Origin of the sequence: Methylocystis silviterrae (assembly GCF_013350005.1) — a bacterium.
GTDB lineage: Bacteria > Pseudomonadota > Alphaproteobacteria > Rhizobiales > Beijerinckiaceae > Methylocystis > Methylocystis silviterrae.
This window is the reverse complement of record NZ_JABVWW010000002.1, coordinates 101,699-120,457: the sequence shown is the minus strand read 5'-3', so window position 1 is coordinate 120,457 and position 18,759 is coordinate 101,699. Positions and strand designations below refer to the sequence as shown.

General features: G+C 63.0%; 24 protein-coding genes and 1 tRNA gene. 9 read left to right on the top strand and 16 right to left on the bottom strand.

The annotated features are described in order from the left end of the window. Positions 1-97: 97 nt before the first annotated feature. The 3 genes from gloB to HUN39_RS02455 all read left to right on the top strand — a co-directional run bounded on the left by gloB (position 98) and on the right by HUN39_RS02455 (position 2,256). Entirely contained in the window at positions 98-874 is a 777-nt protein-coding gene (gloB, locus tag HUN39_RS02465; RefSeq protein ID WP_175092933.1) for a hydroxyacylglutathione hydrolase, read from the top strand. Then, positions 871-1,326: a cupin domain-containing protein gene (locus HUN39_RS02460; protein ID WP_175092932.1), complete on the top strand. Its 456-nt coding sequence runs from the start codon at positions 871-873 to the stop codon at positions 1,324-1,326. Before gloB ends, HUN39_RS02460 begins: the two co-directional genes overlap by 4 nt. Positions 1,327-1,416: 90 nt before the next feature. Beyond that, entirely contained in the window at positions 1,417-2,256 is an 840-nt protein-coding gene (locus HUN39_RS02455) for a DUF5765 domain-containing protein (RefSeq protein ID WP_026223206.1), read from the top strand. Here the strand turns inward: HUN39_RS02455 and HUN39_RS02450 are convergent, their stop codons facing one another. The 4 genes from HUN39_RS02450 to HUN39_RS02435 form a co-directional block, all read right to left on the bottom strand. Beyond that, on the bottom strand, positions 2,257-3,255 hold the full coding sequence (locus HUN39_RS02450) for a 5-oxoprolinase subunit C family protein (protein WP_175092931.1): 999 nt from the start codon (positions 3,253-3,255) through the stop codon (positions 2,257-2,259). Next, positions 3,252-3,983, bottom strand: a complete 732-nt coding sequence (locus HUN39_RS02445; protein WP_175092930.1) for a 5-oxoprolinase subunit B family protein — start codon at positions 3,981-3,983, stop codon at positions 3,252-3,254. The genes HUN39_RS02450 and HUN39_RS02445 overlap by 4 nt, the downstream gene beginning before the upstream one ends. Positions 3,984-3,988: 5 nt before the next feature. Beyond that, complete coding sequence (locus HUN39_RS02440; RefSeq protein WP_175092929.1) at positions 3,989-4,765, bottom strand: LamB/YcsF family protein; 777 nt, start codon at positions 4,763-4,765, stop codon at positions 3,989-3,991. Between the two features lie 508 nt (positions 4,766-5,273). Next, on the bottom strand, positions 5,274-7,535 hold the full coding sequence (locus HUN39_RS02435) for a sensor histidine kinase (protein ID WP_175092928.1): 2,262 nt from the start codon (positions 7,533-7,535) through the stop codon (positions 5,274-5,276). Positions 7,536-7,865: 330 nt separating this feature from the next. On the opposite strand from HUN39_RS02435, the gene HUN39_RS02430 reads away from it, so the two are divergent. Both HUN39_RS02430 and HUN39_RS02425 read left to right on the top strand, forming a co-directional pair. After that, a complete protein-coding gene (locus HUN39_RS02430) occupies positions 7,866-8,222 on the top strand; it encodes a phasin (protein ID WP_175092927.1) in 357 nt (118 codons plus the stop codon). A 107-nt stretch (positions 8,223-8,329) separates the two neighbouring features. Next, the gene (locus HUN39_RS02425) at positions 8,330-8,704 is read left to right on the top strand and encodes a phasin family protein (RefSeq protein WP_332310710.1); all 375 of its coding nucleotides are present in this window, start codon (positions 8,330-8,332) and stop codon (positions 8,702-8,704) included. Between the two features lie 79 nt (positions 8,705-8,783). On the opposite strand, the gene HUN39_RS02420 is transcribed toward HUN39_RS02425, so the two are convergent. The 4 genes from HUN39_RS02420 to HUN39_RS02405 are packed head-to-tail and all read right to left on the bottom strand — an operon-like array spanning position 8,784 to position 11,244. Then, positions 8,784-9,626, bottom strand: coding sequence for a shikimate dehydrogenase (locus HUN39_RS02420; protein WP_175092925.1), 843 nt, complete (start codon positions 9,624-9,626; stop codon positions 8,784-8,786). Between the two features lie 15 nt (positions 9,627-9,641). Then, positions 9,642-9,941: an acylphosphatase gene (locus tag HUN39_RS02415; RefSeq protein WP_175092924.1), complete on the bottom strand. Its 300-nt coding sequence runs from the start codon at positions 9,939-9,941 to the stop codon at positions 9,642-9,644. Further along, a complete protein-coding gene (gene panC, locus HUN39_RS02410; RefSeq protein ID WP_175092923.1) occupies positions 9,938-10,795 on the bottom strand; it encodes a pantoate--beta-alanine ligase in 858 nt (285 codons plus the stop codon). The genes HUN39_RS02415 and panC overlap by 4 nt, the downstream gene beginning before the upstream one ends. Beyond that, positions 10,792-11,244 carry a gamma-glutamylcyclotransferase family protein gene (locus HUN39_RS02405; RefSeq protein WP_175092922.1) on the bottom strand — a complete coding sequence of 151 codons (453 nt, stop codon included), beginning with the start codon at positions 11,242-11,244 and terminating at the stop codon, positions 10,792-10,794. Before HUN39_RS02405 ends, panC begins: the two co-directional genes overlap by 4 nt. 46 nt (positions 11,245-11,290) lie before the next feature. Between HUN39_RS02405 and HUN39_RS02400 the strand changes: the two genes are divergently transcribed. Then, a tRNA-Ser gene (locus HUN39_RS02400) sits at positions 11,291-11,380 on the top strand. A 228-nt stretch (positions 11,381-11,608) separates the two neighbouring features. On the opposite strand, the gene HUN39_RS19395 is transcribed toward HUN39_RS02400, so the two are convergent. The 3 genes from HUN39_RS19395 to HUN39_RS02390 form a co-directional block, all read right to left on the bottom strand. Further along, positions 11,609-11,734, bottom strand: a complete 126-nt coding sequence (locus tag HUN39_RS19395) for a hypothetical protein (protein ID WP_269750292.1) — start codon at positions 11,732-11,734, stop codon at positions 11,609-11,611. Between the two features lie 4 nt (positions 11,735-11,738). Then, positions 11,739-11,981 carry a hypothetical protein gene (locus tag HUN39_RS02395; RefSeq protein WP_175092921.1) on the bottom strand — a complete coding sequence of 81 codons (243 nt, stop codon included), beginning with the start codon at positions 11,979-11,981 and terminating at the stop codon, positions 11,739-11,741. 111 nt (positions 11,982-12,092) lie between these two features. Next, positions 12,093-12,290, bottom strand: coding sequence for a hypothetical protein (locus HUN39_RS02390; protein ID WP_175092920.1), 198 nt, complete (start codon positions 12,288-12,290; stop codon positions 12,093-12,095). Between the two features lie 269 nt (positions 12,291-12,559). Here HUN39_RS02390 and HUN39_RS02385 point away from each other — a divergent pair, with 269 nt between their 5' ends. Further along, entirely contained in the window at positions 12,560-12,940 is a 381-nt protein-coding gene (locus tag HUN39_RS02385) for a PRC-barrel domain-containing protein (protein WP_175092919.1), read from the top strand. 78 nt (positions 12,941-13,018) lie between these two features. Here the strand turns inward: HUN39_RS02385 and HUN39_RS02380 are convergent, their stop codons facing one another. After that, positions 13,019-13,243 carry a hypothetical protein gene (locus tag HUN39_RS02380; RefSeq protein ID WP_175092918.1) on the bottom strand — a complete coding sequence of 75 codons (225 nt, stop codon included), beginning with the start codon at positions 13,241-13,243 and terminating at the stop codon, positions 13,019-13,021. Between the two features lie 367 nt (positions 13,244-13,610). Between HUN39_RS02380 and HUN39_RS02375 the strand changes: the two genes are divergently transcribed. Beyond that, positions 13,611-13,940 (top strand): hypothetical protein, encoded by a 330-nt coding sequence (locus HUN39_RS02375; protein WP_175092917.1) that lies wholly within the window; start codon positions 13,611-13,613, stop codon positions 13,938-13,940. Positions 13,941-14,135: 195 nt separating this feature from the next. On the opposite strand, the gene HUN39_RS02370 is transcribed toward HUN39_RS02375, so the two are convergent. From HUN39_RS02370 to HUN39_RS02360, 3 genes are all read right to left on the bottom strand, one after another. Then, a complete protein-coding gene (locus tag HUN39_RS02370; RefSeq protein WP_175092916.1) occupies positions 14,136-14,618 on the bottom strand; it encodes a hypothetical protein in 483 nt (160 codons plus the stop codon). Positions 14,619-14,970: 352 nt separating this feature from the next. Then, entirely contained in the window at positions 14,971-16,368 is a 1,398-nt protein-coding gene (locus tag HUN39_RS02365) for a copper resistance D family protein (RefSeq protein WP_332310709.1), read from the bottom strand. Between the two features lie 221 nt (positions 16,369-16,589). Then, positions 16,590-16,958: a copper resistance CopC family protein gene (locus HUN39_RS02360; protein ID WP_175093131.1), complete on the bottom strand. Its 369-nt coding sequence runs from the start codon at positions 16,956-16,958 to the stop codon at positions 16,590-16,592. A 319-nt stretch (positions 16,959-17,277) separates the two neighbouring features. On the opposite strand from HUN39_RS02360, the gene HUN39_RS02355 reads away from it, so the two are divergent. Further along, on the top strand, positions 17,278-18,078 hold the full coding sequence (locus tag HUN39_RS02355; protein WP_175092914.1) for an SDR family NAD(P)-dependent oxidoreductase: 801 nt from the start codon (positions 17,278-17,280) through the stop codon (positions 18,076-18,078). Between the two features lie 119 nt (positions 18,079-18,197). Here HUN39_RS02355 and HUN39_RS02350 read toward each other — a convergent pair whose 3' ends face one another. Continuing rightward, the gene (locus tag HUN39_RS02350; RefSeq protein ID WP_175092913.1) at positions 18,198-18,713 is read right to left on the bottom strand and encodes a superoxide dismutase family protein; all 516 of its coding nucleotides are present in this window, start codon (positions 18,711-18,713) and stop codon (positions 18,198-18,200) included. Positions 18,714-18,759: the final 46 nt, after the last annotated feature.

Here is an 18,759-nt window from a genome sequence, read left to right as displayed (position 1 = left end):
GAGCAATGGCGCAAGACGCTGCAATCATTCGCACGTTGCAGTCGCGTTTTTTGGCGAAGCGCGTTTATGATAGGGACCGCCCGAGGAGACAAGCCCGATGGCATTGGAAGTCGCGCAGTTCATCTGCCTCAACGATAATTTCGGCTTGCTCGCTCATGAGCCGGAGCTCGGCGCGACCGCGAGCGTCGACGCGCCCGACGGCGAAGCGATCGCCAAAGAGGCCGAGCGACGCGGCTGGCCGCTGACGCATTTGCTGCTGACCCATCACCACGCCGATCACGTTCAGGGAACGCAGACGCTCAAGGCGCGCTTTCCGCACATGAAGGTGATCGGCGCGGCCAAGGACGCGCATCGGCTGCCGCCGCTCGATCGCGCGGTTTCGGAAGGCGATATCGTGGAAGTCGGCGAGGCGCGCGCGCGCGTCATTGAAACGCCCGGCCATACGCTTGGACACATCGCCTATTATTTCGGCGACGATGAAATTGTGTTTGTTGGCGACACGCTGTTCTCGCTCGGCTGCGGCCGCGTTTTCGAGGGCACCATGGACATGATGCGCCTCACGCTCGAAACGCTCGCCAATCTGCCCGGCGAAACACAGGTGTATTGCGGACACGAATATACGCAGGCTAACGCCAAATTCGCGCTCACTGTCGATCCCGACAATCCGGTGCTGCGCGAACGGGCGCAAACGGTCGCCGAGCTGCGCAAGGACGGAAAATTCACGCTGCCGACGACCATCGCGCTCGAAAACGCCACCAACCCGTTTCTGCGGGTCGAGGACCCGAGCGTGAAGGCCGCGATGGGCATGAAGGGCGCCGATCCTTTCGCCGTGTTCGCGGCGATGCGCGAGCGCAAGAACAGCTTCGCCGCATGACCAACGGGCTCTCGACGCAGGAGGTCGTGCGGCTTCTCGACCTCTCGCCCCATCCCGAAGGTGGCTTCTTTCGCGAGAATTTTCGCGATCCCCGGTCGATCGGCGGCCCCCGCGCCGCCTCGACGGCGATCTACTATCTGCTCCCTGGCGGCGGGGTCTCCCACTGGCATCGGGTCGACGCCGCCGAAGTCTGGCACTTTTACGCGGGCGCGGCGCTGGAGCTTAAGATCGCGGCGCAGGGCGCCCCGACCGAAGTCTTGCGCCTGGGCGCCGAACTCGCGGCGGGGGAGCGGCCGCAAGCCGTCGTCCCCGCGGGCGTGTGGCAGTCGGCGAAAAGCCTCGGCCGGGGGGCGAGCGAATGGACCCTCGTCGGGTGCACGGTCGCGCCGGGCTTTGAATTCGCCGGCTTCGAGCTGGCGCCGGCGGACTTCTCCCCTGACGTTCCAGCCTGAACTCAAGGGCTTTTCAGCCGATCGGGGGCTTTGACCGACCCGGCGGATAGTGTATCGGGTCGCAGACAATAAAAATGAGGAAATGTCCGAATGTGTTGGAGTGGAGAGGCGTCAGCGGTGTTGGCGACGGCGGGGATCGCCGGCGCGGCCTATTCGGCGCTCAAAAAGGACCCCGAACCGCTCGCCCTCTGGGTCTGCCTTCTCTACTTCGCCAGCATGGAGTCGCTCCAGGCGGTCGCCTATTCGGTCTTGAATCAGTGCGACTCGCCGCTCAACCAATTGATGACCATGTTTGGTTATCTCCACATCACATTCCAGCCCTTCTTCATTAACGCCGTCGCGCTCTATTTCATGCCCAAGGACAGCGCCCGCATCATCGCGCCCTGGGCCTATTTCGGCTGCTTCGTCGCGGCTATCGCCATGCTGCTCCAGCTCTATCCCTTCGCCTGGGCTGGCCACTGCGCCGCCGGACGCCCGCTGTGCGGCGACATGCTGTGCACGGTCCGCGGCGAATGGCACATCGCTTGGCTGCTGCCGACGAATGGCCTTGGCAATTCCATGGTCGATAACGCCTATCTCGGCCGCGGCTACATCGAATATCCGCTGATGGCCTTCTACATCCCAGCGCTCTTCGGCAGCTGGCGCTTCATCCTGTTCTCCTGGCTTGCCGGACCGTTTCTTGCCGGCCTGACGACCAGCAACATCAATGAATGGCCGGCGGTCTGGTGTCTGTTCTCGATCGGACTCGTGCTCGCCATCATCAAGACGCCGCTGCGCTATCACCTGCACGTCGGCGATCCGTGGTGGATGATGCTGATCAAATGGTGGAAGCGGCGCAAAGCGGCGGCAAAGGCGGCCCTCGCCGCGGCGGCGCCGCAGCCGGCCGAGCCGGTCGCTCTCCTCACCGAGGTCAAAGAGCCAGCGGAATAATCAGTCTCGCGCGTTGACAACGCCGCCGACGAGATTTTCCGCCAGCAGCGACTCGGTGGTCATCTCGGCGCCGAGAGGCTCGCGCGTCGCGCCGGCCTCGACGGCCGCAAAATAGGCGCGGCGGGCGGCGACCGCCTCCTCCCAGTCCACGGCGCGGAAGGACAGGTCTTCGCCGGGACGCAATTGCGCCAGCCGGCCGAGGTCCGCCCCGATCACCGTCGCGATTTTCGGATAGCCGCCGGTCGGCTGTCGGTCCGCCATCAGCGCGAGCGGCGCGCCGTCGCCGGGAATCTGGATTGCGCCCATGGCGACGCCGTCGGAGACGATGTCATGTCCACGCCGATGGCGGATCGCCGGCCCCTCGAGCCGATAGGCCATGCGATCGCTGCGGGCGCCGATGCGCCAGCGTGCGTTCAGAAAGGCGTCGATCTCATCGCAAGCGAAATAATCCGCCTGAGGCCCGAGAACCAGGCGGATCGGCGCGTCGCTTGCGGCAAGCCAAGGCGCCGCCAAGGCCAGCGGCTCGAGCGGCGGCGCCGCCGTCTCGGCGAGCGTCAAGGCGTCGTCGGCGGCGAGCGGCTTTGGACCGAGGCCGGACCGGGCGTGCGTGGCGCGCGAACCCAGCGTCGGCGCGAAAGCGAGCGTTCCGCCGACGGCGACATAGCACCAGGCCCCTGAGGGGCCCGCGCGCAGCGCGAGCCGTGCGCCCTCGGCAAGCGGCAGCAGGCACGCCGGCGGCATTGGCCGCCCGTCGAGCCGGATGTCGAAATCTCCGCCCGCCACGGCGACGCAAAGCGTCGCGCCTTCCGCCCGAAGCGTCACGCCCCCGAGCGAAACTTCGATTGCGCTGTCGGCGCCGGCGGCGCGCGTCGCGGCGAGATAAGCGCCAAGATCCATCGGCCCCGCCGGCGTCACGCCGTAACGCGACAGTCCGAAGCGCCCCTCGTCCTGAATGGTGACGCCGGGTCCGGCGGCCTCGATAAAGAGCCGCGCGTTCAAAGCAGCGTCTCCCGGCGCGCCACCGTCTCGCCGGCGCAAGCGCGCGCGTCGAGCGCCAGAAATGTCTTTGCGTCGATCGTCTCGAAGCGCACGGCGTCGCCCGGCGCGACGAGAAAAGGCGGGGCGCGGTTCAGCGCGAACATGCGCTCAGGCGTGCGCCCGACGACATACCAACCGGTCGGCATGGGATTGGCGGCGATCAGAGAGAGCGCGCCGCCGATCAGCGTGGCGCCCGGCGGCGTCGGACCGCGCGGGCTGACGCGCCGCGGGATCGCGAGCGCCTGAGGCAGCCCGCCGAGATAGCACCACCCCGGCGCGAAACCATACATGTAGGCGCGATAGTCGGCGCCGGCGTGCAGCTTCGCCAGCGATTGCGCCGTTTGCCCGAGCAGCGCGGCGGCTTCGCCAATATCCTCAGCAAACTCTGGATCATAGCAGCAGGGAATGGTCCAGCGCACGGCCGGCTGCGACGCCTCAACGCCCGCAGGCCCGACCAGAGCTTCGATCGCCGCAATGAGCGCGGCGCGCGAAATTTCAAGCGGCTCGTAGCGCAGGAACAGCGCGCGGTAGGTGGGCGTCGTTTCGCGCAGGCCGGCCAGCGACGCGGCGCGAAGACGCTCGTCGAGGGCCAGCACGCGCGCATTGACGGCGGGATCGACGCTGTCGCCAAATTCCACTGAGAGCGCCGCCTCGCCGCAGTCGAGAAAGCGCGGCGTCTCATCGTCCATCGCGATCATGCTCCTGCGAAGGCGCGCAGCTTCCAGCCGTCGCCTTCGAGCGCCGCGCGCAGGCTCCGGGCCATTTCAACCGCAAGCGGCGAATCGCCGTGGACGCAGACCGAGTCGATCTGCGTCGGCAAGAGTCCGCCGCTAATGGTTCTCAGACCGCCGCTGGCGAGCATGTCGCGCACGCGGGCGCTGGCTCGTTCGATATCCTCGATAACCGCGCCTTCTTGCGATCTCGGCTGCAGGCGTCCGTCGTCCATATAGGCGCGGTCGGCGAAAATTTCATTCACGACGCGCAGCCCCGCGCGCGCGCCGGCGAGCGTTTGCTCGGAGAGCGCAATCGCGAGCAGCGCGAGCGACGAATCGACGCCGCGGACCGTGCGGGCGATGGCGTTCGCGACGTCGGCGTCGCGCTCGGCGATATTGGCGAGCGCGCCATGCGCCTTCACATGGGTGATCCGATGTCCGCTCAAAGCCGCGAGCGCCTGCGCCGCGCCGAGCTGATAGGCGACCGCGCGCTCGATCTCCCGCGCGCTCATCGGCAAAGTGCGCCGCCCGAAACCTGCGAGGTCCGGAAAGGCGACGTGGGCGCCGACGGCGACTCCCTTTTCTTTGGCGTGCGCAAATGTCGTCGCCATGATGTCGGGGTCGCCGGCGTGGAAGCCGCAAGCGACATTGGCGCTCGTCACGATGTCGAGCATGGCGTCGTCGTCGCCCATGCGCCAATGGCCGAAACCTTCCCCGAGGTCGGCGTTAAGATCGATGGCGCGAGAGGCGGAAGTCATGAGAAATGCGAGTCGCCGTTGAAGAGGGGCCGCGAGATTGGCGCAACCGCGCCACGCGGGCAATCCGAACCATGCTCACGCTGCGCCCGCCCTCGACGCGCCTGCTGGCTTCAGCGCCTCGATTTCGGGCCTATAAAAGGGCGATCCGCCGCGGCGAAGATCGGCCCAACCCGCACGAATAGAGCAAGGCGGCGCTTGACAAAGACTGTGCCCTTTGGTGAAGCTGTATCGCGGCGAAGCCGGAAAAAATAGCCACTGGCTGGCGCAACGTGGGAGGAAATAAAAATGCAGTATCTTATCCCGGGACTTATGCTTGCTATCGTTGTCGGCGGCGCTCTCGTCGCGATGCGGATCGGCAAGTAAGCTCAAGAAATCAGGGCGTTTTACGTCCTATACGGTCCGTTGGCGGGCAGCGGCCTGGCGTAAGCGCCGGCGTTATTGCGCCAACGGACTGAGCTGCTCCGGTTCAGCTCGTTTCCTCCGACCCCCTCTTCCATCGACTTTCGGACTACTCCGCCGCGAGCGCTTGCGGCGACGGAAACGCGATTTCGATCAGCGTGCCCTCATTGTGACGGCTCTTAATGCTGAATGAGGCGTGATTCGCCTCGATCAAGGCCTTTGTCAGCGGCAGTCCAAGCCCCGTTCCGCTCGCCTTACGCGAAGCGCCGACCTGCCGGAACGGCTCCAAGGCGGTTGCGACATCCTCCTCCGACATGCCGACCCCAGTGTCTTTGACGCGGATGACGACAGAGCCGGCGTCGTTCAGCGCGCTTGACACGATGACCTGACCACCAGGCTCGTTGAACTTCACCGCATTCGACAGAAGATTGAGAAGAATCTGTTTGAGCGAGCGCGCATCGGCGCGCAGCGGCGGCAGGCCCGCCGCAAGCGCGAGACGCATGACGACGCGACCCTGATTGGCCTGGGCCTGCATGATCGAAGCGCATTCGGCGATGGCTGCATTGGCGTCAACGCGCGAGAAGGAAAGCTCCATCTTGCCAGCTTCGATCTTCGAGAGATCCAAAAGATCGTTGACGAGGGATAAGACATGCGCGCCGGAAGCGCGGATGTCTTTCAAATATTCCTTGTAGCGAGGAGAGCCGATCGGCCCGAGACGCTCCTCCATCATCACTTCCGCAAAGCCCATGATCGCGTTCAACGGGGTGCGAATCTCATGCGATACGCGGGTCAGGAAATCGGACTTCGCCGCATTGGCGCTTTCGGCGGCAAAACGCGCCGCTTCAAGCGCGCGGTCATCCGCGGATGCGGCCTCCCGAGGCTCGGCGGAAACCAACATCATCTGCTTTCCATCGACGGAGACCCGGCGCAGGATGAGATCGACGGGGACGCCCCCGCGCAGCGGCGCTGTCGTCAGCGACACTCGCGCGTGAGCATGCGGCTGGTCGTCAGAAAAACGCCGACTGAGGATTTGCGCGTCGGATGGACTGAGAAATGACGTCAGGTTGCGGCTCTCAAGCGCAGGCGCCTCCGTCCCGAAGCAAGCCGCGAATTGCGCGTTGGCTCTCACGATCATCCCGTCGGCCGCCACGATCGCAAGCGGCGCGCGCGAGAGGTCGAAAGCCGCGCCAAGCAGCGCGTTCTCGGACTTCGCCCGCGCAAGCTTTTCTTCGAGCGCGCGAGCGAGCGCCAGGGCGCTTTGCTCCGGGCCCGGCTCGATGAATTCGAGATTGCGACGTGTCGGCGCCGCTTGCTCGTCAGGCTCGGGCTCCGACGGCGCGGCGGCCTCCGCTGCGGGGATGACGAGATCGCCTTCCGTGAGCGCCCGCGCGATTTCGTCAAACGCCAGGCGTTCGCTCGAACTGAGCGCCTCTCTCACATCGACGCGCGCCGAAGCCGGCGCGCGCAGCATCACGACATTGTCGAGCGACGGCTCGAAGGATTTCTCTTCAGAACTCGAACCGGAACGCGTCGCCGCTGCGGGTTCGGCGACTCGCCCGCGATCAATGTGCAACACGCCATAGCCCTGATAGCCGAGAAACCGCCCCGCGGAATCGGTCATCTGCAGAGCGCCGAGCGTCGTCGGCACACATCCGGCATCGCCTTCCAAGGGCCACTCGACCTCGACGCCGCTCCACGCGCGGCGCGAGGCGACGGCGCGGGCAAATGCGGCGTCGAGCGTAAGGGCCTGCGTCGCATCCTGCACTGAGCGGCCGAGGATGTCGGCGGCCTTTTCGCCCACCACGTCGGCGAGCGTGTGGGTCACGTCGGTGAACCGTCCTGCCGCGTCGGTCTTCCATAAAAAGCGCGGCGAACGAGCGCCGTGTCGCGCCGCAAGCCTGCGGCGGAGGGCGGCCGTCGCGTCGCTGACCCGCGCTTCAACCGCAGCGTCGGCCGCGCGCCGGTCCTGAGCTGGCGAATCTGCGCGCACGCCAAGCGCCGCGATAACGAAACAGTCGCCGCTTTCCGCTGCGAGGCTGCGGCAGAGAAAGGTGACCGATTGCGCCTGCCCGGAAACACGAAAGCGTAGCCGCTCAAGACGAAGACCTGGGCGGCGGCGCAGTTCGCCGACAAGCTCGGCCAGCCGTCGTGGGCCTGGATCGTCGCCGAGAAACAGCCGCTCGGCGAGCCCGCCGGCGTCTTCGCCAAAGACGGCGCGCGCCGGATCGTTCAGAAACGCAATGCGCAGGGGATCGCCGCTGGCAGCGATAATCGGCGCGCCGGAGGCGTCGAGCGCGGAAAAAACAGGATCCACCGCCACGCAAGCGGCTGCTCGCGCGTCTTCCTCAAGGTCCTGCTGCGAACCGCCCATTGCCTACCGCCTCAACCGACGGTCTCGCTCGCCGCGCGCTTCCCAGGCGTCTCGTCGGCTCGACGCTAACGGATGAAAGCAAATTAGTCGCCGCCGCGCGCAAGGTCTATGATTGTCGCGCGCTTTTCTTAGTATTTCTACGCTTCCAGCACTTCCGTCCCCGATCGGCGCTTCCGCCCTCGATCTGCTGCGGCGCACAAATTTGTTGCATTGCAACATCAAATCGGGCAGTATGACTGAGCGCCGGATCGTCGTTGGGGCCGGGCGCGGCGCGGGTTACATATGGTTTAGCGCGGGGCTTGTTTGATTTTCACCGCACGGAGGTGCGCCATGGTCGAAGCTGTCTATCAAATTCCCACTGAAGTCCGCGATTTTGCGGAGAAGAGCGTCGAACAGGCGCGCAAGGCCTTTGAAGGTTTCGCCGGAGCCGCGCAGAAGGCGCTGGACACTTCGGCGGACATGCCGTTCGGGCTGCCGAGCGCCAAGGACGTTAGCGCCAAGGCCCTGTCTTTTGCGGAGGCCAATGTCAACGCGGCCTTCGATCTGGCCCAGAAGCTCGTCCACGCCAAGGACCCGCAGGAAGTCTTCAAGCTTCAGTCGGAGTTCGTGCAGGCGCAGCTGCGAGCGATCCAGGAGCAGACTACGGAGCTTGGCGCGAGCCTTCAGCGCACGACGACGAAGTCCTAACGGGGAGAAGCTCAATGGCCAATCCGCAGAACGTTTCCCCCAAGCCAAAGGTCCCCGAAACGAAACGTCCGGCCCCCAGCGTTCCGGGGACTGAGACGGCTCCGACGGTGAGCGAAGCTGTCAGCGCAGAGCCGGCGCCCGCCCCTGTTGAAACGCAGACGCCGGTGGTCGTGGCGGCTCCGTCTACAGCCCTCGCGATCTCCGAACCGCCAAAGCCCGCCGAAAGCGAGGCCGAAGGATTCGACCCTGCCCTCTGGCAGCAGAAGTCCATCGATCTCTGGGCGGAAAACGCCACTGCGTTCCTCGACTTCGCCGAGCGGCTCGCCAACGCCAAGACGATCGACGAGGCGACGACTCTTCAGTCGCGTTTCGTGAGCGAACGGATTGACGCGCTGCTGCGGCAGTCGACCGAATTGATGACGCTCGCGCAACGTCTGCTGAACTTTTCCATCGCGCCGATCTACGGCGCGCGCGCGGCGTAACGCAAAAATTGAGTTGATGTAAGAAGAGCGCCGCGGGCGATGTCGCGGCGCTCTTTCTTTATAGCGTTGCGACGATCTTTTACAGCGTTGCGACGATCTTGGCGCGCAGCGCCGGCGTCACGTCCGGCATCACGCCGGTCCAGTCGCGGAACGCCGGGCGCGCCTGATGCAACAGCATGCCGAGCCCATCGACGGGAGTCGCGCCATGTTTGCGGGCAGCCGCCAATAATCGCGTCTCCAGCGGCGCATAAACAATATCGGCGACGAGCGCCGATTTCGGCAATGCCGCGAGCGACAGATCCAGCGGCGGCTGGCCGACCATGCCCTGGCTCGTCGCATTGACGAGAAGCCCCGCTCCGGCGAGCCCCGCCTCGCGTTCTTCCCAGCGCAGGGCCGACACGCGCGGGCCAAAGTCGGCGGCGAGAATTTCCGCGCGCGCCAGTGTGCGGTTGAACAGACGAATCTCGCGCGCGCCCGCCTCAAGCAAGCCGTGGACGATCGCGCGCGCTCCGCCGCCGGCGCCGATGATGACGCAGGGCGCGCTCTCAGGGCGCCAAGCGCGCGCCGCCTCATAAAGCGACGCGATGAAACCGTAACCGTCGTAATTGCGGCCGGTCAAAGCGCCATTCTTTTCGACGACGATACAGTTGACCGCCCCGATCCGCGCCGCCGAGTCATCGACATGATCGAGAAAACGGAGCGCCGCCTCCTTATGCGGAATCGTGAGATTGCAGCCGGCGAAGCCGAGCGCCGGCATGGCGCGCAACGCCGCCTCCAGCCGGCCGGGCTCGACCGGCAGCGGCGCGTAGCAGCCCTCGATCCCATATTGCGCGAACCAGTGATTATGGATTTTCGGCGAGCGCGAATGCGCGATCGGCCAGCCCATGACTCCGGCGAGAACAAAGCGATGGCCGTTCGTCATCTTCTCATCTCCAGCTCAGGCGTCAGGCGCGACGGAAAATCCCGCGCCGCAAAACACGACGAGCGCGGCTTCATCCGCCGGCTCCTCGCGCAGCGCGTCGACTCGCGCGAGCCGTGGACCCCGGCGCGCCGCAGCGATCAGCGCGTCGAGCGCCGGGCGCGGCCCCGAGACGACCGACTCGACCGCGCCGTCGCGCCGGTTGCGCGCCCAGCCGGTGAGATCGAGCGCGAGCGCCTCGCGGACGAGAAAGGCGCGGTAACCGACGCCCTGCACCCGGCCTTCGATGAAAAGGCGTATGGTCTCCCGATCGCTCATGATTGAACCGCGATATTGTCGATGAGCCGCGTCGCGCCGAGCTTCGCCGCGACGAGCAGACGAATGGGACCATCCGCGAGAGAGGAGACCGGGGCGAGCGTCTCGGCATGCCGCGCTTCGAGATAGTCGACCTCGAATCCGGCAGCGGTAAGGGCGTCCCGCGCCGCGCCCGTCGCAGCGCCGATGTTCTCGCCCTTTAGGATTTGCCGGGCCGCTTCGCTCATTTCGCCGTGCAATTGCTTTGCGCGCTGGCGGTCCTCGCGGGAGAGATAGACGTTGCGCGACGACATGGCGAGGCCGTCGGCCTCGCGCAGAGTCGGCGCGCCGACAATTTCGGTCGCGATGTCGAGATCGCGCGCGAGACGCTTGATCACCAGGAGCTGCTGGTAATCCTTCTCGCCGAAGACCGCGACGTCGGCCTGCGCCTGATTGAGCAGCTTCGTCACCACCGTCGCCACGCCGGAAAAATGCGTCGGCCGAAATCGGTCTTCGAGGTCGGCGGTCGCCGGCCCCTCGAGCACGACTTTCGTCGAAAAGCCTGGGGGATAAATCTCGTCGACCGACGGCGCGAAGACGAGATCCGCCGCGACGCTGCAAAGCTTCTCGACATCCGCCGCAAGCGTGCGCGGATAGCGGGCGAAATCTTCATTCGGGCCGAACTGCGCCGGATTGACAAAAATCGTGACGATGACGCGGTCCGCCGCCTGCCGCGCCGCGTCCACGAGCGACAGATGCCCGGCGTGGAGCGCGCCCATCGTCGGCACAAGGCCGATGCGCTCGCCGGCGGCGCGGCGCGCGCGCACATAGCGGCGCAGTTCGTCGACGGCGCCGACGATCGGCGTTTTTGCATTCATGATCGTCGCCCTGATTGCTGAGCGGAAAGCAAGCTCGATAGATAGTCGACATACGGGCCGGGCAGCGCTTGCGCGCGCGCCGCGGCGACGACCCCCTCGAAATAGCCGCGGGGCGCCGCGCCAAGATCTGGCCGCGCGCCGACATAGGTCAGCGCCAGGACCGAACCGACCGGTTCGCGCAGAATCGGCAAATTGTTCTTGGCGTAAAGGCCACGGGCGACATCTTCGTAGTGATCGAGCGCGGCGACGTCGCCGACCGCGACGTCCCACAGCACGCCGTGAACGCTCATGCGGCGGTCCGGCGCGACGCTGACAAAGCCTGAAGGCATCAAAATCGTCCTGAAGCCGGCAAGCCGTCCCCGCCCGAGCAGCCGGGACCGTGGACAGCGACCCGCCATGGCGGCGGCGTCCATGTTGGAGCCATAGGCGAAGTAGAGCGGCACGCGCAAATCCGGGTCGCGAAAAAGACGACGCGTGCTATATCACGACCGACGTGGAAGGGTGGCCGAGTGGTTTAAGGCACCGGTCTTGAAAACCGGCGTGGGGGCGACTCCACCGTGGGTTCGAATCCCACCCCTTCCGCCAATAAACACTGATAAGTCATTGAATTGCTTTGATAATAATATTTTACCCGGCAATGGTATGACACTGAGTATTACATTTGGACGGCGCTTCAGCTTGCATAGGGGCAACTTTGCCGCTCTGCGCTTGTGATCGTCGTTTTCATCGGCCCCAACTCGCCCTCACCGGCTCGACGCCACGCTCCCGGCGCCATCCCCGGTAGTCGGCGATCCGTGTCGGCGAAAGCGGCTTTCAATTCGTCGATGTCGCGGCCGGCGAATGCAGAACGACGCGAGCGCTCACGACGCTGCCGTGCATCAATTCGTCGCCCTCATCATAGCTGACCAGAGCGAAATATCCGTCATGCTTCAAGATCATCGTTTCACCCCAGCGTGTGAGGCGCTAGAATGGTCTGCGGCCTCGCCGAGAGGATGAGGGCCCCGCTATCCTTGCCCAATAGCTCCATGGCGTCCTCGGCAATTTCCTCAGGCTCGTTCTGCCCCTCGCCTTCCCCGGCGACAGCAAGCACAGCCCGCATCAGCGCAGTTCCGTCGAGGCTTATCCCGCGATCGGCGGCCATTCGATTGGCGGCTCGAAAGGCCTCGTCGATCAAATCCTGATGCATACTGGCTCCTTCCACGTTTTTCTCAGGTCTCGCCCTCGGATTGAAGCCTGATTGCAGACGCCTTTGGTCAATTAAGGCGCTATGAGCCGAATTGAACCGACAATAAGGTGGCTAGTTTGAATTTCCGTCATCCAAATTCCAAAGCCGATCCAGCAGGATTTTCAGATCGGCGTGGCAGCGTTCGATATGCTCTCGAATGACGACTCGGTCGTCATGCGTCAGAGTATCCAGCCTGATGTTGAACCACTCGCGCCGGATAGTCTCCCGCAGCGATTCTATTCCTCGTATTAGCTTCTCAGCTTCGGTCATCGTATTGGTCCTTGCGGCGCTCGGCCTGCCACGCTTGCCTCGGCGCTATCTGGCCGGCGTCGCCTCGGCGACCTTGAACAGATCGGTGGACCAGCCTGGACAAGGGTGGCGGCCCAGGAACATTGCACGGGTGTTATGCGTTCTCGGTTCAAATGACGCCGCTAGCTTTTTGCCTTGATGCGAGACGTCCAACCCACTCCCAACAAGAGCTGAGCAGGGGATGTTGCTGGAAGGCGGCGGGTGGCGGCCAAACGCAAGGGAGAGTGCAAATGGCTACTGCAGCCGCAAATCGGAAAACCAACTTGATCTCGAGCCAGCATATCGATAGCACGGCCGTTTACGATACGGGCGGTAAAGAAATCGGCAAAATCGACCATCTCATGATCGATATGGTGTCGGGCCGAGTTCTTTACGCGGTCGTCAACTTCTGCGGCTTCATGTGCCTGCATCCGGGTCATCATCCATTGCCTTGGACATCGCTGAAATACGACAGGGACCGTCGAGGATACGTGACGGATGTGAGTCAGGACTTGGTCGAGAGCGCGCCGGACTACACCGACGAAAGCTGGATGGATCGTGAGTGGGAGACGCGCGTGCATCAGCATTATAGCGCTCGGCCTTATTGGCAAGAAATCGGCGGGCAGCAATAATTGGCGGGGCGGCGCCTCTCACAGAGACGATCGTTAGCCACTCGCACGGCCGTGAAAGCCGCGGGCTTTTTTTCAGCCTCACGCCAGGCGCTCGAATTCTTCCGCTGGAACATTGGCGACGCGGATTGCCTGCTTCGCTTGGCGTGGCGACATCCCGGCTTGAGACGCCGCATCGTATCTGCTGCTATGGCCGGTGACGGCCCTAGCAGTTGCATCATATTGGTTCTTCGCTGGCTCGATCTGCTTGAGCAACTCGCCGCATCTGCGGATGGCGCGGTCGCGAATGCGCGTCGCTGGGCGCATCAACTCTTCATCGTTTGCCTGCTTGGCGTAAAGAGAAATCGAGGCGAGCAGCGTTCAGCGGGTCCTTCCTGTACACAACCTATACGGGTAAGGCGGGGGTCCGGGGGCGTCTAGGTGCAATGGGCTAAATGGTGTTGACACTGGCAACACTGTCAACACCCCATGGAAACAGTGCCTTCCAAGTGGCCGACAGGTGTCCGAACTGTAGACAACGTCTACACCCCACGATGGAAGCGGCGCGCGTCACGCGCCCAGCCCGCCTAAGCGGCCGGCCGAGACCTCCGCGCTTCGCAGCGGGCGAACCATATAGTTGCTGCGGTCGAATTCAGATAAGACAATGGTCTGAGCTTGCGCAGAGAGGCGTCAGATGCTTTGGCTGATCCGATTCATCGGCTTGCTTTCCCAAGCGATTTTCCTAGAATTCTTGCACATTTTCGGTTTAATCGTCTTTCTGCTCGCGGCTCTCCTCGGCTATTTCAGGGCTCCCTGGTGGATAGTCCCCGCGCTCGCCATCGCTAGCGGATTCTTCGCGAACGGTTTCATTGATCTCACTTATCTGACCGAGACATTCCGCAGGGTAGCCTCTGCGAGCGACCGCTGGGCTTTCGTGATCGTCGTCTATTTCGCGATCACGATCGGCGGCTATCTCGTTGGCCTTCTCGGGCGTTCATTCATGAGGCGCACAAGGCGGCTCTAAGACGACGCTTCGCCAGTATTTTTTGCCTGGTCATCGGCGAATGAGGGTTGGCAAACTTTGCCAACCCTCGTGTGTTGGTTCTCGCCGTAAGATGGTTGAGAGCCCGCGAGGCGCGCGCCGCACACCGCGCGAGCCGAATGCGTTAAATGCGAAGCTGGCGAGTTGTGGCGTTGGATGTGTCGAAGGTCCAAGCTCTCAGAGGTAATCAGTCCAATCAAACTCCAAGTCGCCCGGGCCAATACTCCATTCGAGATCGTTATCCTCCTCCCGATCGTCGGCATAGCCGCGCAGCGCCATTTCGGGATGGCCGCGCCCATGGCCGGTCCAGCCCAGGGAAGGCTCGCCTTCCTCGGTGCTTTCGAAAGGCGACCATCGCCAGCCGTGCTCTTGGTTCATCGCCGTCGTCGCGCCGAACGCTGGTTCTTCGTCGCCGACCGGCTCAAGCAGCTCGCTTTCGTCTTCCCGGTCGTCGTCGGCGCCCTGGGCCCAGCCGATCTGGCTGTACGACCAGCTGAGCGCAGTGCTCCCCGCACTCCCGAGGCTTGGCTCATCGTCGCCCACGTCTTCGCAGGGCGCGTCGTCTTCGGGTGGGTTGTCTGCCTCACGATCGGCGTCGCCGTCGATCTGGTCCAATAGGTTCAAGAAGGCCTCCACGGCGTCGGCGAGCGCCTTGCGCATGCCGGGGCGGCCAAACCCTCCGCCAGCATCAGACTTATGCAAATCCAACCCAAATTACGCGTCAACCGCCACTCAGTTCGAACAAGAAACTGAACGCGTCGATGCACGTCTGTCACGTGTCGATCGCGACGAATAGGCACGAAAGAATCGCGCACCAAACTGATCAACCACGGTAAGGGTGACTACCTGCCGCTACTCAGCCCGCACAGATCCTCCAGGATTTGAGCATTGCGCCACAGCGTAGGCATAGTGCTCATCATCGTGGGGCGTGGCCCGCCACTTTTATTGCGTAACAATTGCATTTAAGTATTTTTTGGGTGCGTCGGCTTCTTAGGATGCATCCTGCTACCAGTCACTGTTCTCGGTAGAGCAGCAGCAAGAAGCCCGATAGCATGAATGCGACGGGCCAGACATAACCACCTATTCGACCCGCGAAGGTGTCCGATAAACGTATTTCCAGCCAGCGCGCACTTGCGGAGACAACCCCGAGCAAGGCGATAGGTGTATGACTGATCGCGATCAGAACCTCGTCTGCGCCTTCCGTGTGTCCATAGTGCGTCAATAGAAACGCTGCCGCCGCGCCGGTTGTTATCGGGAAGACGAAGGCTGGCCAGTCGGACTTGAAGCGGCCTCGTCGAACCTGCCATTCGAATATCGCAAAGGTCGCAATGAGGAGCGTAATAACTTTGTGTTGGACGATCTGAGGGTCGCGAAGACTTTCAAAGAACCCTATGGGTCCGAGGGGCCATGCGGTTTCATCCGCGCGAATCACCAGAACGCCGCCAAGCAATAAAAATAGCAGAGGCCAATGACGCATCATCGGCGCAGTTCGCCGATGGCGCTCAAGCAAGGCGAAAACGCCCACGAGGACAACAAAAACTCCCGCCAAATGATGATTCATCTCCGCCCAGGCAATGTCCGCCGGGCTGAGTGGGCTGGACGTTCCCGGTTCGGCTACGCTGGAGACGGATTGCGCAGCAGACAACTCGGCATACGCTGGACTATGGAAACTCGGCCAACGCGGTGCGAAGCGAGCCGTGATCTCAGACAAACTCGTGCGCTCCGCGCCGCCTTCGATTGGGAGCGAGGCTGACGCAAGAGCGGCGGCGCAAAACAGCGTAACGAGGCCCAGTCCCACCTCCACCTCAGCGAAACGCAATAATCTTCTGATAGGAGCGGAAGAAGCCCGCCAAAGCTTGCGCGTTGTCGAAAGATTAGCGGCGGCAAAGCAAAGCAAGCCAAACAGCAGCACGATTTTGGTGGTGAGCAGCATTCCGTAATTCGTTTCATACAATGCGCTGAGATCAGGAGTGTGGCGCGTCATCATCAAGAGGCCGGCAATAATCAACGCTCCCACCGCCCCCATGGCGTTGCGCGAGAATTTGGAGGCGATCAATCGCCGCGCTTCGCCGCTCTTCGTCATTCCGAGCGCGACCAAAAAGAACGGAATGCCGCCGATCCAGATCGCCGCTGCAAGCACATGCACAATCTCGGTCGTCACCAGCAACGCAGAGGCGACGGGGCGGCTCGCCGCATGCGTCACGCCCACATGCGCACAAACCAGCAGCAACGCTAAAGCAACGGCGCCCCCCCTCCACATGAAAAAGCTGCGGGCGTCGAGGCGGGCGTAAAGCGCCAGCGCGCCCGACAGAATCATGGCGATGAAATGACTGACGACGGCGTCGGCGCTGGCTGCGACCGCAAAATCCACCTGCAACGTTCCAACGAGCATCGCAGTCAGCACGCCCACGGCGACGATCTCGCCGAAGACCGAAGCACAGCAGCTCCAAAAAAGAATGCGAAGGCAACGTCGTGCAATTGGCGCCTCCTCGACGTCTAGCCTCCCGTCAAGGGGAGACAGAACGAACGTAAGAAACGCTACGCCGCCCACGACGATCGATTGCGTTGCGAGGAGATATGCGCGCAGCACGAGGTCCAAGAAACCGTACAACGCGATGAAGGATTGCATAATCAGCGTTCCACGCGAAAATTCAGCCTGCCTTGCGTCAGGTGGCCGTCAAGGCTCAGGATTTGCCACTCGAGCGTATACGCGCCCGCCCCCAAGTCCGGCGCTCTCGCTTTTAGCCCCTCTGATACGGGGCTCGTTTCGAGAGGCTGAACGACGCTTTGATCTGCCGCCTTGAGAAGCGTGAGACGCGAAAGCTTCGAGTCGATGCGGCTATTGAACCGAAGCTGAATGACGACTTCTCCGCTTGGAACCGTTGCGCCATCCTGAGGCGAAGCCGAGATCAGAGCCGCATGCGCGAGGCAGGGAGCGCGCACAAGCGCGAACGCTAGGATAAGCGACAGAAGAAAAGGTAATTTTTTTCGTAGGATCATCGTAAGCCCGAGTTCAAAACCAGCGCCTTCGGCCGTCAACGTCATTGCATCTAAGTCGCGCGCGTATACCGGCAAGCGGAGCATCGCCGATGTTTGTTGCGCTGTCCCTTCGAGCATTTGTCGCCGAAAGCGCGCCCCACCCTGCAGGTCGTTCGCCTGCTCGCTCTCGTTGTCGATGCGTTGATGCGGACATTTGTCGTCGCCTTAGAGCAAGCTTGATGACGAACGAACGAAAGGAAAAGTGCGCGCGCCTATTGTCGATGTCGACGGGGGAGCCAGTTCAGAAACAGGTTGTATGTATCCCCTAAAGGAGAGCGTCATGGATCATACTTCCAACGGCCGTCCGCTTGCGGTCGTCACCGGCGCTTCAGTCGGCATCGGATTCGAGCTGGCGCAAGTTTGCGTCGTCAATAACTTTGATGTCGCAATCGCATCCAACAAGGCGCGCATATATGACGCCGCCGCAAGTCTCGCAGCGCGAGGCGCTAGGGTTGTCGCGATTGAAGCTGATCTTTCGACGATCGAAGGCGTCGATCGGCTTTATGACGCAGCTCAGCAATTCGGCCGGCCCGTTGACGTCCTCATCGCCAACGCGGGCATTGGACTGGGCAACGCCTTCCTCGATCAAGACTTTCAAAAGGTTCGTGATGTCATCGACACCAACATCACCGGAACAGTCTATGCGATCCAAAAATTTGGCCGCGACATGCGAAACCGAAACTCTGGGCGCATTCTCATCGTTGGCTCAATCGCCGGCATGGTGCCGGGAACCTTCCAGGCCGTTTACAATGGCGCCAAAGCGTTTCTCGAGAATTTCGCTTTCGCGCTGAGGAACGAACTGAAGGACACCACCGTTACGGTTTCCTTGCTTATGCCGGGCGTGACCGAGACGGACTTTTTTCGCCGCGCCGACATGCTGGATACCCGCGTCGGGCAGGCCAGGAAGGCGAATGCGGCTGACGTCGCGCGCGACGGCTTCGACGCGATGATGCAGGGCCAGGCGCACGTCGTAAGCGGATGGAGGAACAAGATTTCCGCGACCTTCATACACGCCATGCCCGCGACCTTCCTCGCCAAACAGCATCGCAGGATGGCCAAGCCGGATTCTGCGCGGCGCTAGTGGCCTGCACCATCAATTCTGATGGCGCGTTCGGCGTATCGGCCCAGCGCAATCTTGTGAGACGAACCTGGGCCGGGCCGGGACGGCACACCCCTTCCGCCACGCGCGTCGCGCCGACGCTACTTCAACACAGCGCAGGCGACGCGCGCGCCGGCGCCGCCAATCGGCTGCGACATGTGGTCGTCAGGGCTCGTATGCACCACGACCGCCGACCCATCTGCGTCAAGGAGATTGATCTTACCCCCGCTCAAGGACAAGCCGTCGACGAACATTTCCGCCTGCGCGGAGCCATCGGAATATGCATAGACATTCGGCAGATCCGCCGGGTGCGGCCCCTTGGGATTGAGGAACCCATGCTCGGCATTTGACGGATTTATATGACCCTTCGAGTGCATGAATTTCTCGATGTCGGAGCAATCGCCAATTTCGTGCAGATGGACGCCGTGCCAGCCCGGCGCGAGCGCGCCCGGCCGCAGCATGACACGAAGAACGACTCCATGCGGACCCTGTCTGACCTCGATGGACCCTATCCCCTTCCCTTTGTTGTCGACGACATCGGCGGTTCGCTCCTCCGCGCTTGCGAAGCCCGTCATGAGGGCGATTGAAACTAAGGCGAGGACAAATTTATCGAACATGTTTCCCTCTCACGTCTTTGCGAACCGGCGGTCGTCGCGGCGTCTC

Coding starts and splice junctions, on each gene's coding strand:
- gloB (WP_175092933.1), top strand. CDS start 98: ATGGCATTGGAAGTCGCGCAGTTCATCTGCCTCAACGATAATTTCGGC.
- HUN39_RS02460 (WP_175092932.1), top strand. CDS start 871: ATGACCAACGGGCTCTCGACGCAGGAGGTCGTGCGGCTTCTCGACCTC.
- HUN39_RS02455 (WP_026223206.1), top strand. CDS start 1,417: ATGTGTTGGAGTGGAGAGGCGTCAGCGGTGTTGGCGACGGCGGGGATC.
- HUN39_RS02445 (WP_175092930.1), bottom strand. CDS start 3,983: ATGGACGATGAGACGCCGCGCTTTCTCGACTGCGGCGAGGCGGCGCTC.
- HUN39_RS02440 (WP_175092929.1), bottom strand. CDS start 4,765: ATGACTTCCGCCTCTCGCGCCATCGATCTTAACGCCGACCTCGGGGAA.
- HUN39_RS02435 (WP_175092928.1), bottom strand. CDS start 7,535: ATGGGCGGTTCGCAGCAGGACCTTGAGGAAGACGCGCGAGCAGCCGCT.
- HUN39_RS02430 (WP_175092927.1), top strand. CDS start 7,866: ATGGTCGAAGCTGTCTATCAAATTCCCACTGAAGTCCGCGATTTTGCG.
- HUN39_RS02420 (WP_175092925.1), bottom strand. CDS start 9,626: ATGACGAACGGCCATCGCTTTGTTCTCGCCGGAGTCATGGGCTGGCCG.
- HUN39_RS02415 (WP_175092924.1), bottom strand. CDS start 9,941: ATGAGCGATCGGGAGACCATACGCCTTTTCATCGAAGGCCGGGTGCAG.
- panC (WP_175092923.1), bottom strand. CDS start 10,795: ATGAATGCAAAAACGCCGATCGTCGGCGCCGTCGACGAACTGCGCCGC.
- HUN39_RS19395 (WP_269750292.1), bottom strand. CDS start 11,734: ATGATCTTGAAGCATGACGGATATTTCGCTCTGGTCAGCTATGATGAG.
- HUN39_RS02395 (WP_175092921.1), bottom strand. CDS start 11,981: ATGCATCAGGATTTGATCGACGAGGCCTTTCGAGCCGCCAATCGAATG.
- HUN39_RS02390 (WP_175092920.1), bottom strand. CDS start 12,290: ATGACCGAAGCTGAGAAGCTAATACGAGGAATAGAATCGCTGCGGGAG.
- HUN39_RS02385 (WP_175092919.1), top strand. CDS start 12,560: ATGGCTACTGCAGCCGCAAATCGGAAAACCAACTTGATCTCGAGCCAG.
- HUN39_RS02380 (WP_175092918.1), bottom strand. CDS start 13,243: ATGCGCCCAGCGACGCGCATTCGCGACCGCGCCATCCGCAGATGCGGC.
- HUN39_RS02375 (WP_175092917.1), top strand. CDS start 13,611: ATGCTTTGGCTGATCCGATTCATCGGCTTGCTTTCCCAAGCGATTTTC.
- HUN39_RS02370 (WP_175092916.1), bottom strand. CDS start 14,618: ATGCGCAAGGCGCTCGCCGACGCCGTGGAGGCCTTCTTGAACCTATTG.
- HUN39_RS02360 (WP_175093131.1), bottom strand. CDS start 16,958: ATGATCCTACGAAAAAAATTACCTTTTCTTCTGTCGCTTATCCTAGCG.
- HUN39_RS02355 (WP_175092914.1), top strand. CDS start 17,278: ATGGATCATACTTCCAACGGCCGTCCGCTTGCGGTCGTCACCGGCGCT.
- HUN39_RS02350 (WP_175092913.1), bottom strand. CDS start 18,713: ATGTTCGATAAATTTGTCCTCGCCTTAGTTTCAATCGCCCTCATGACG.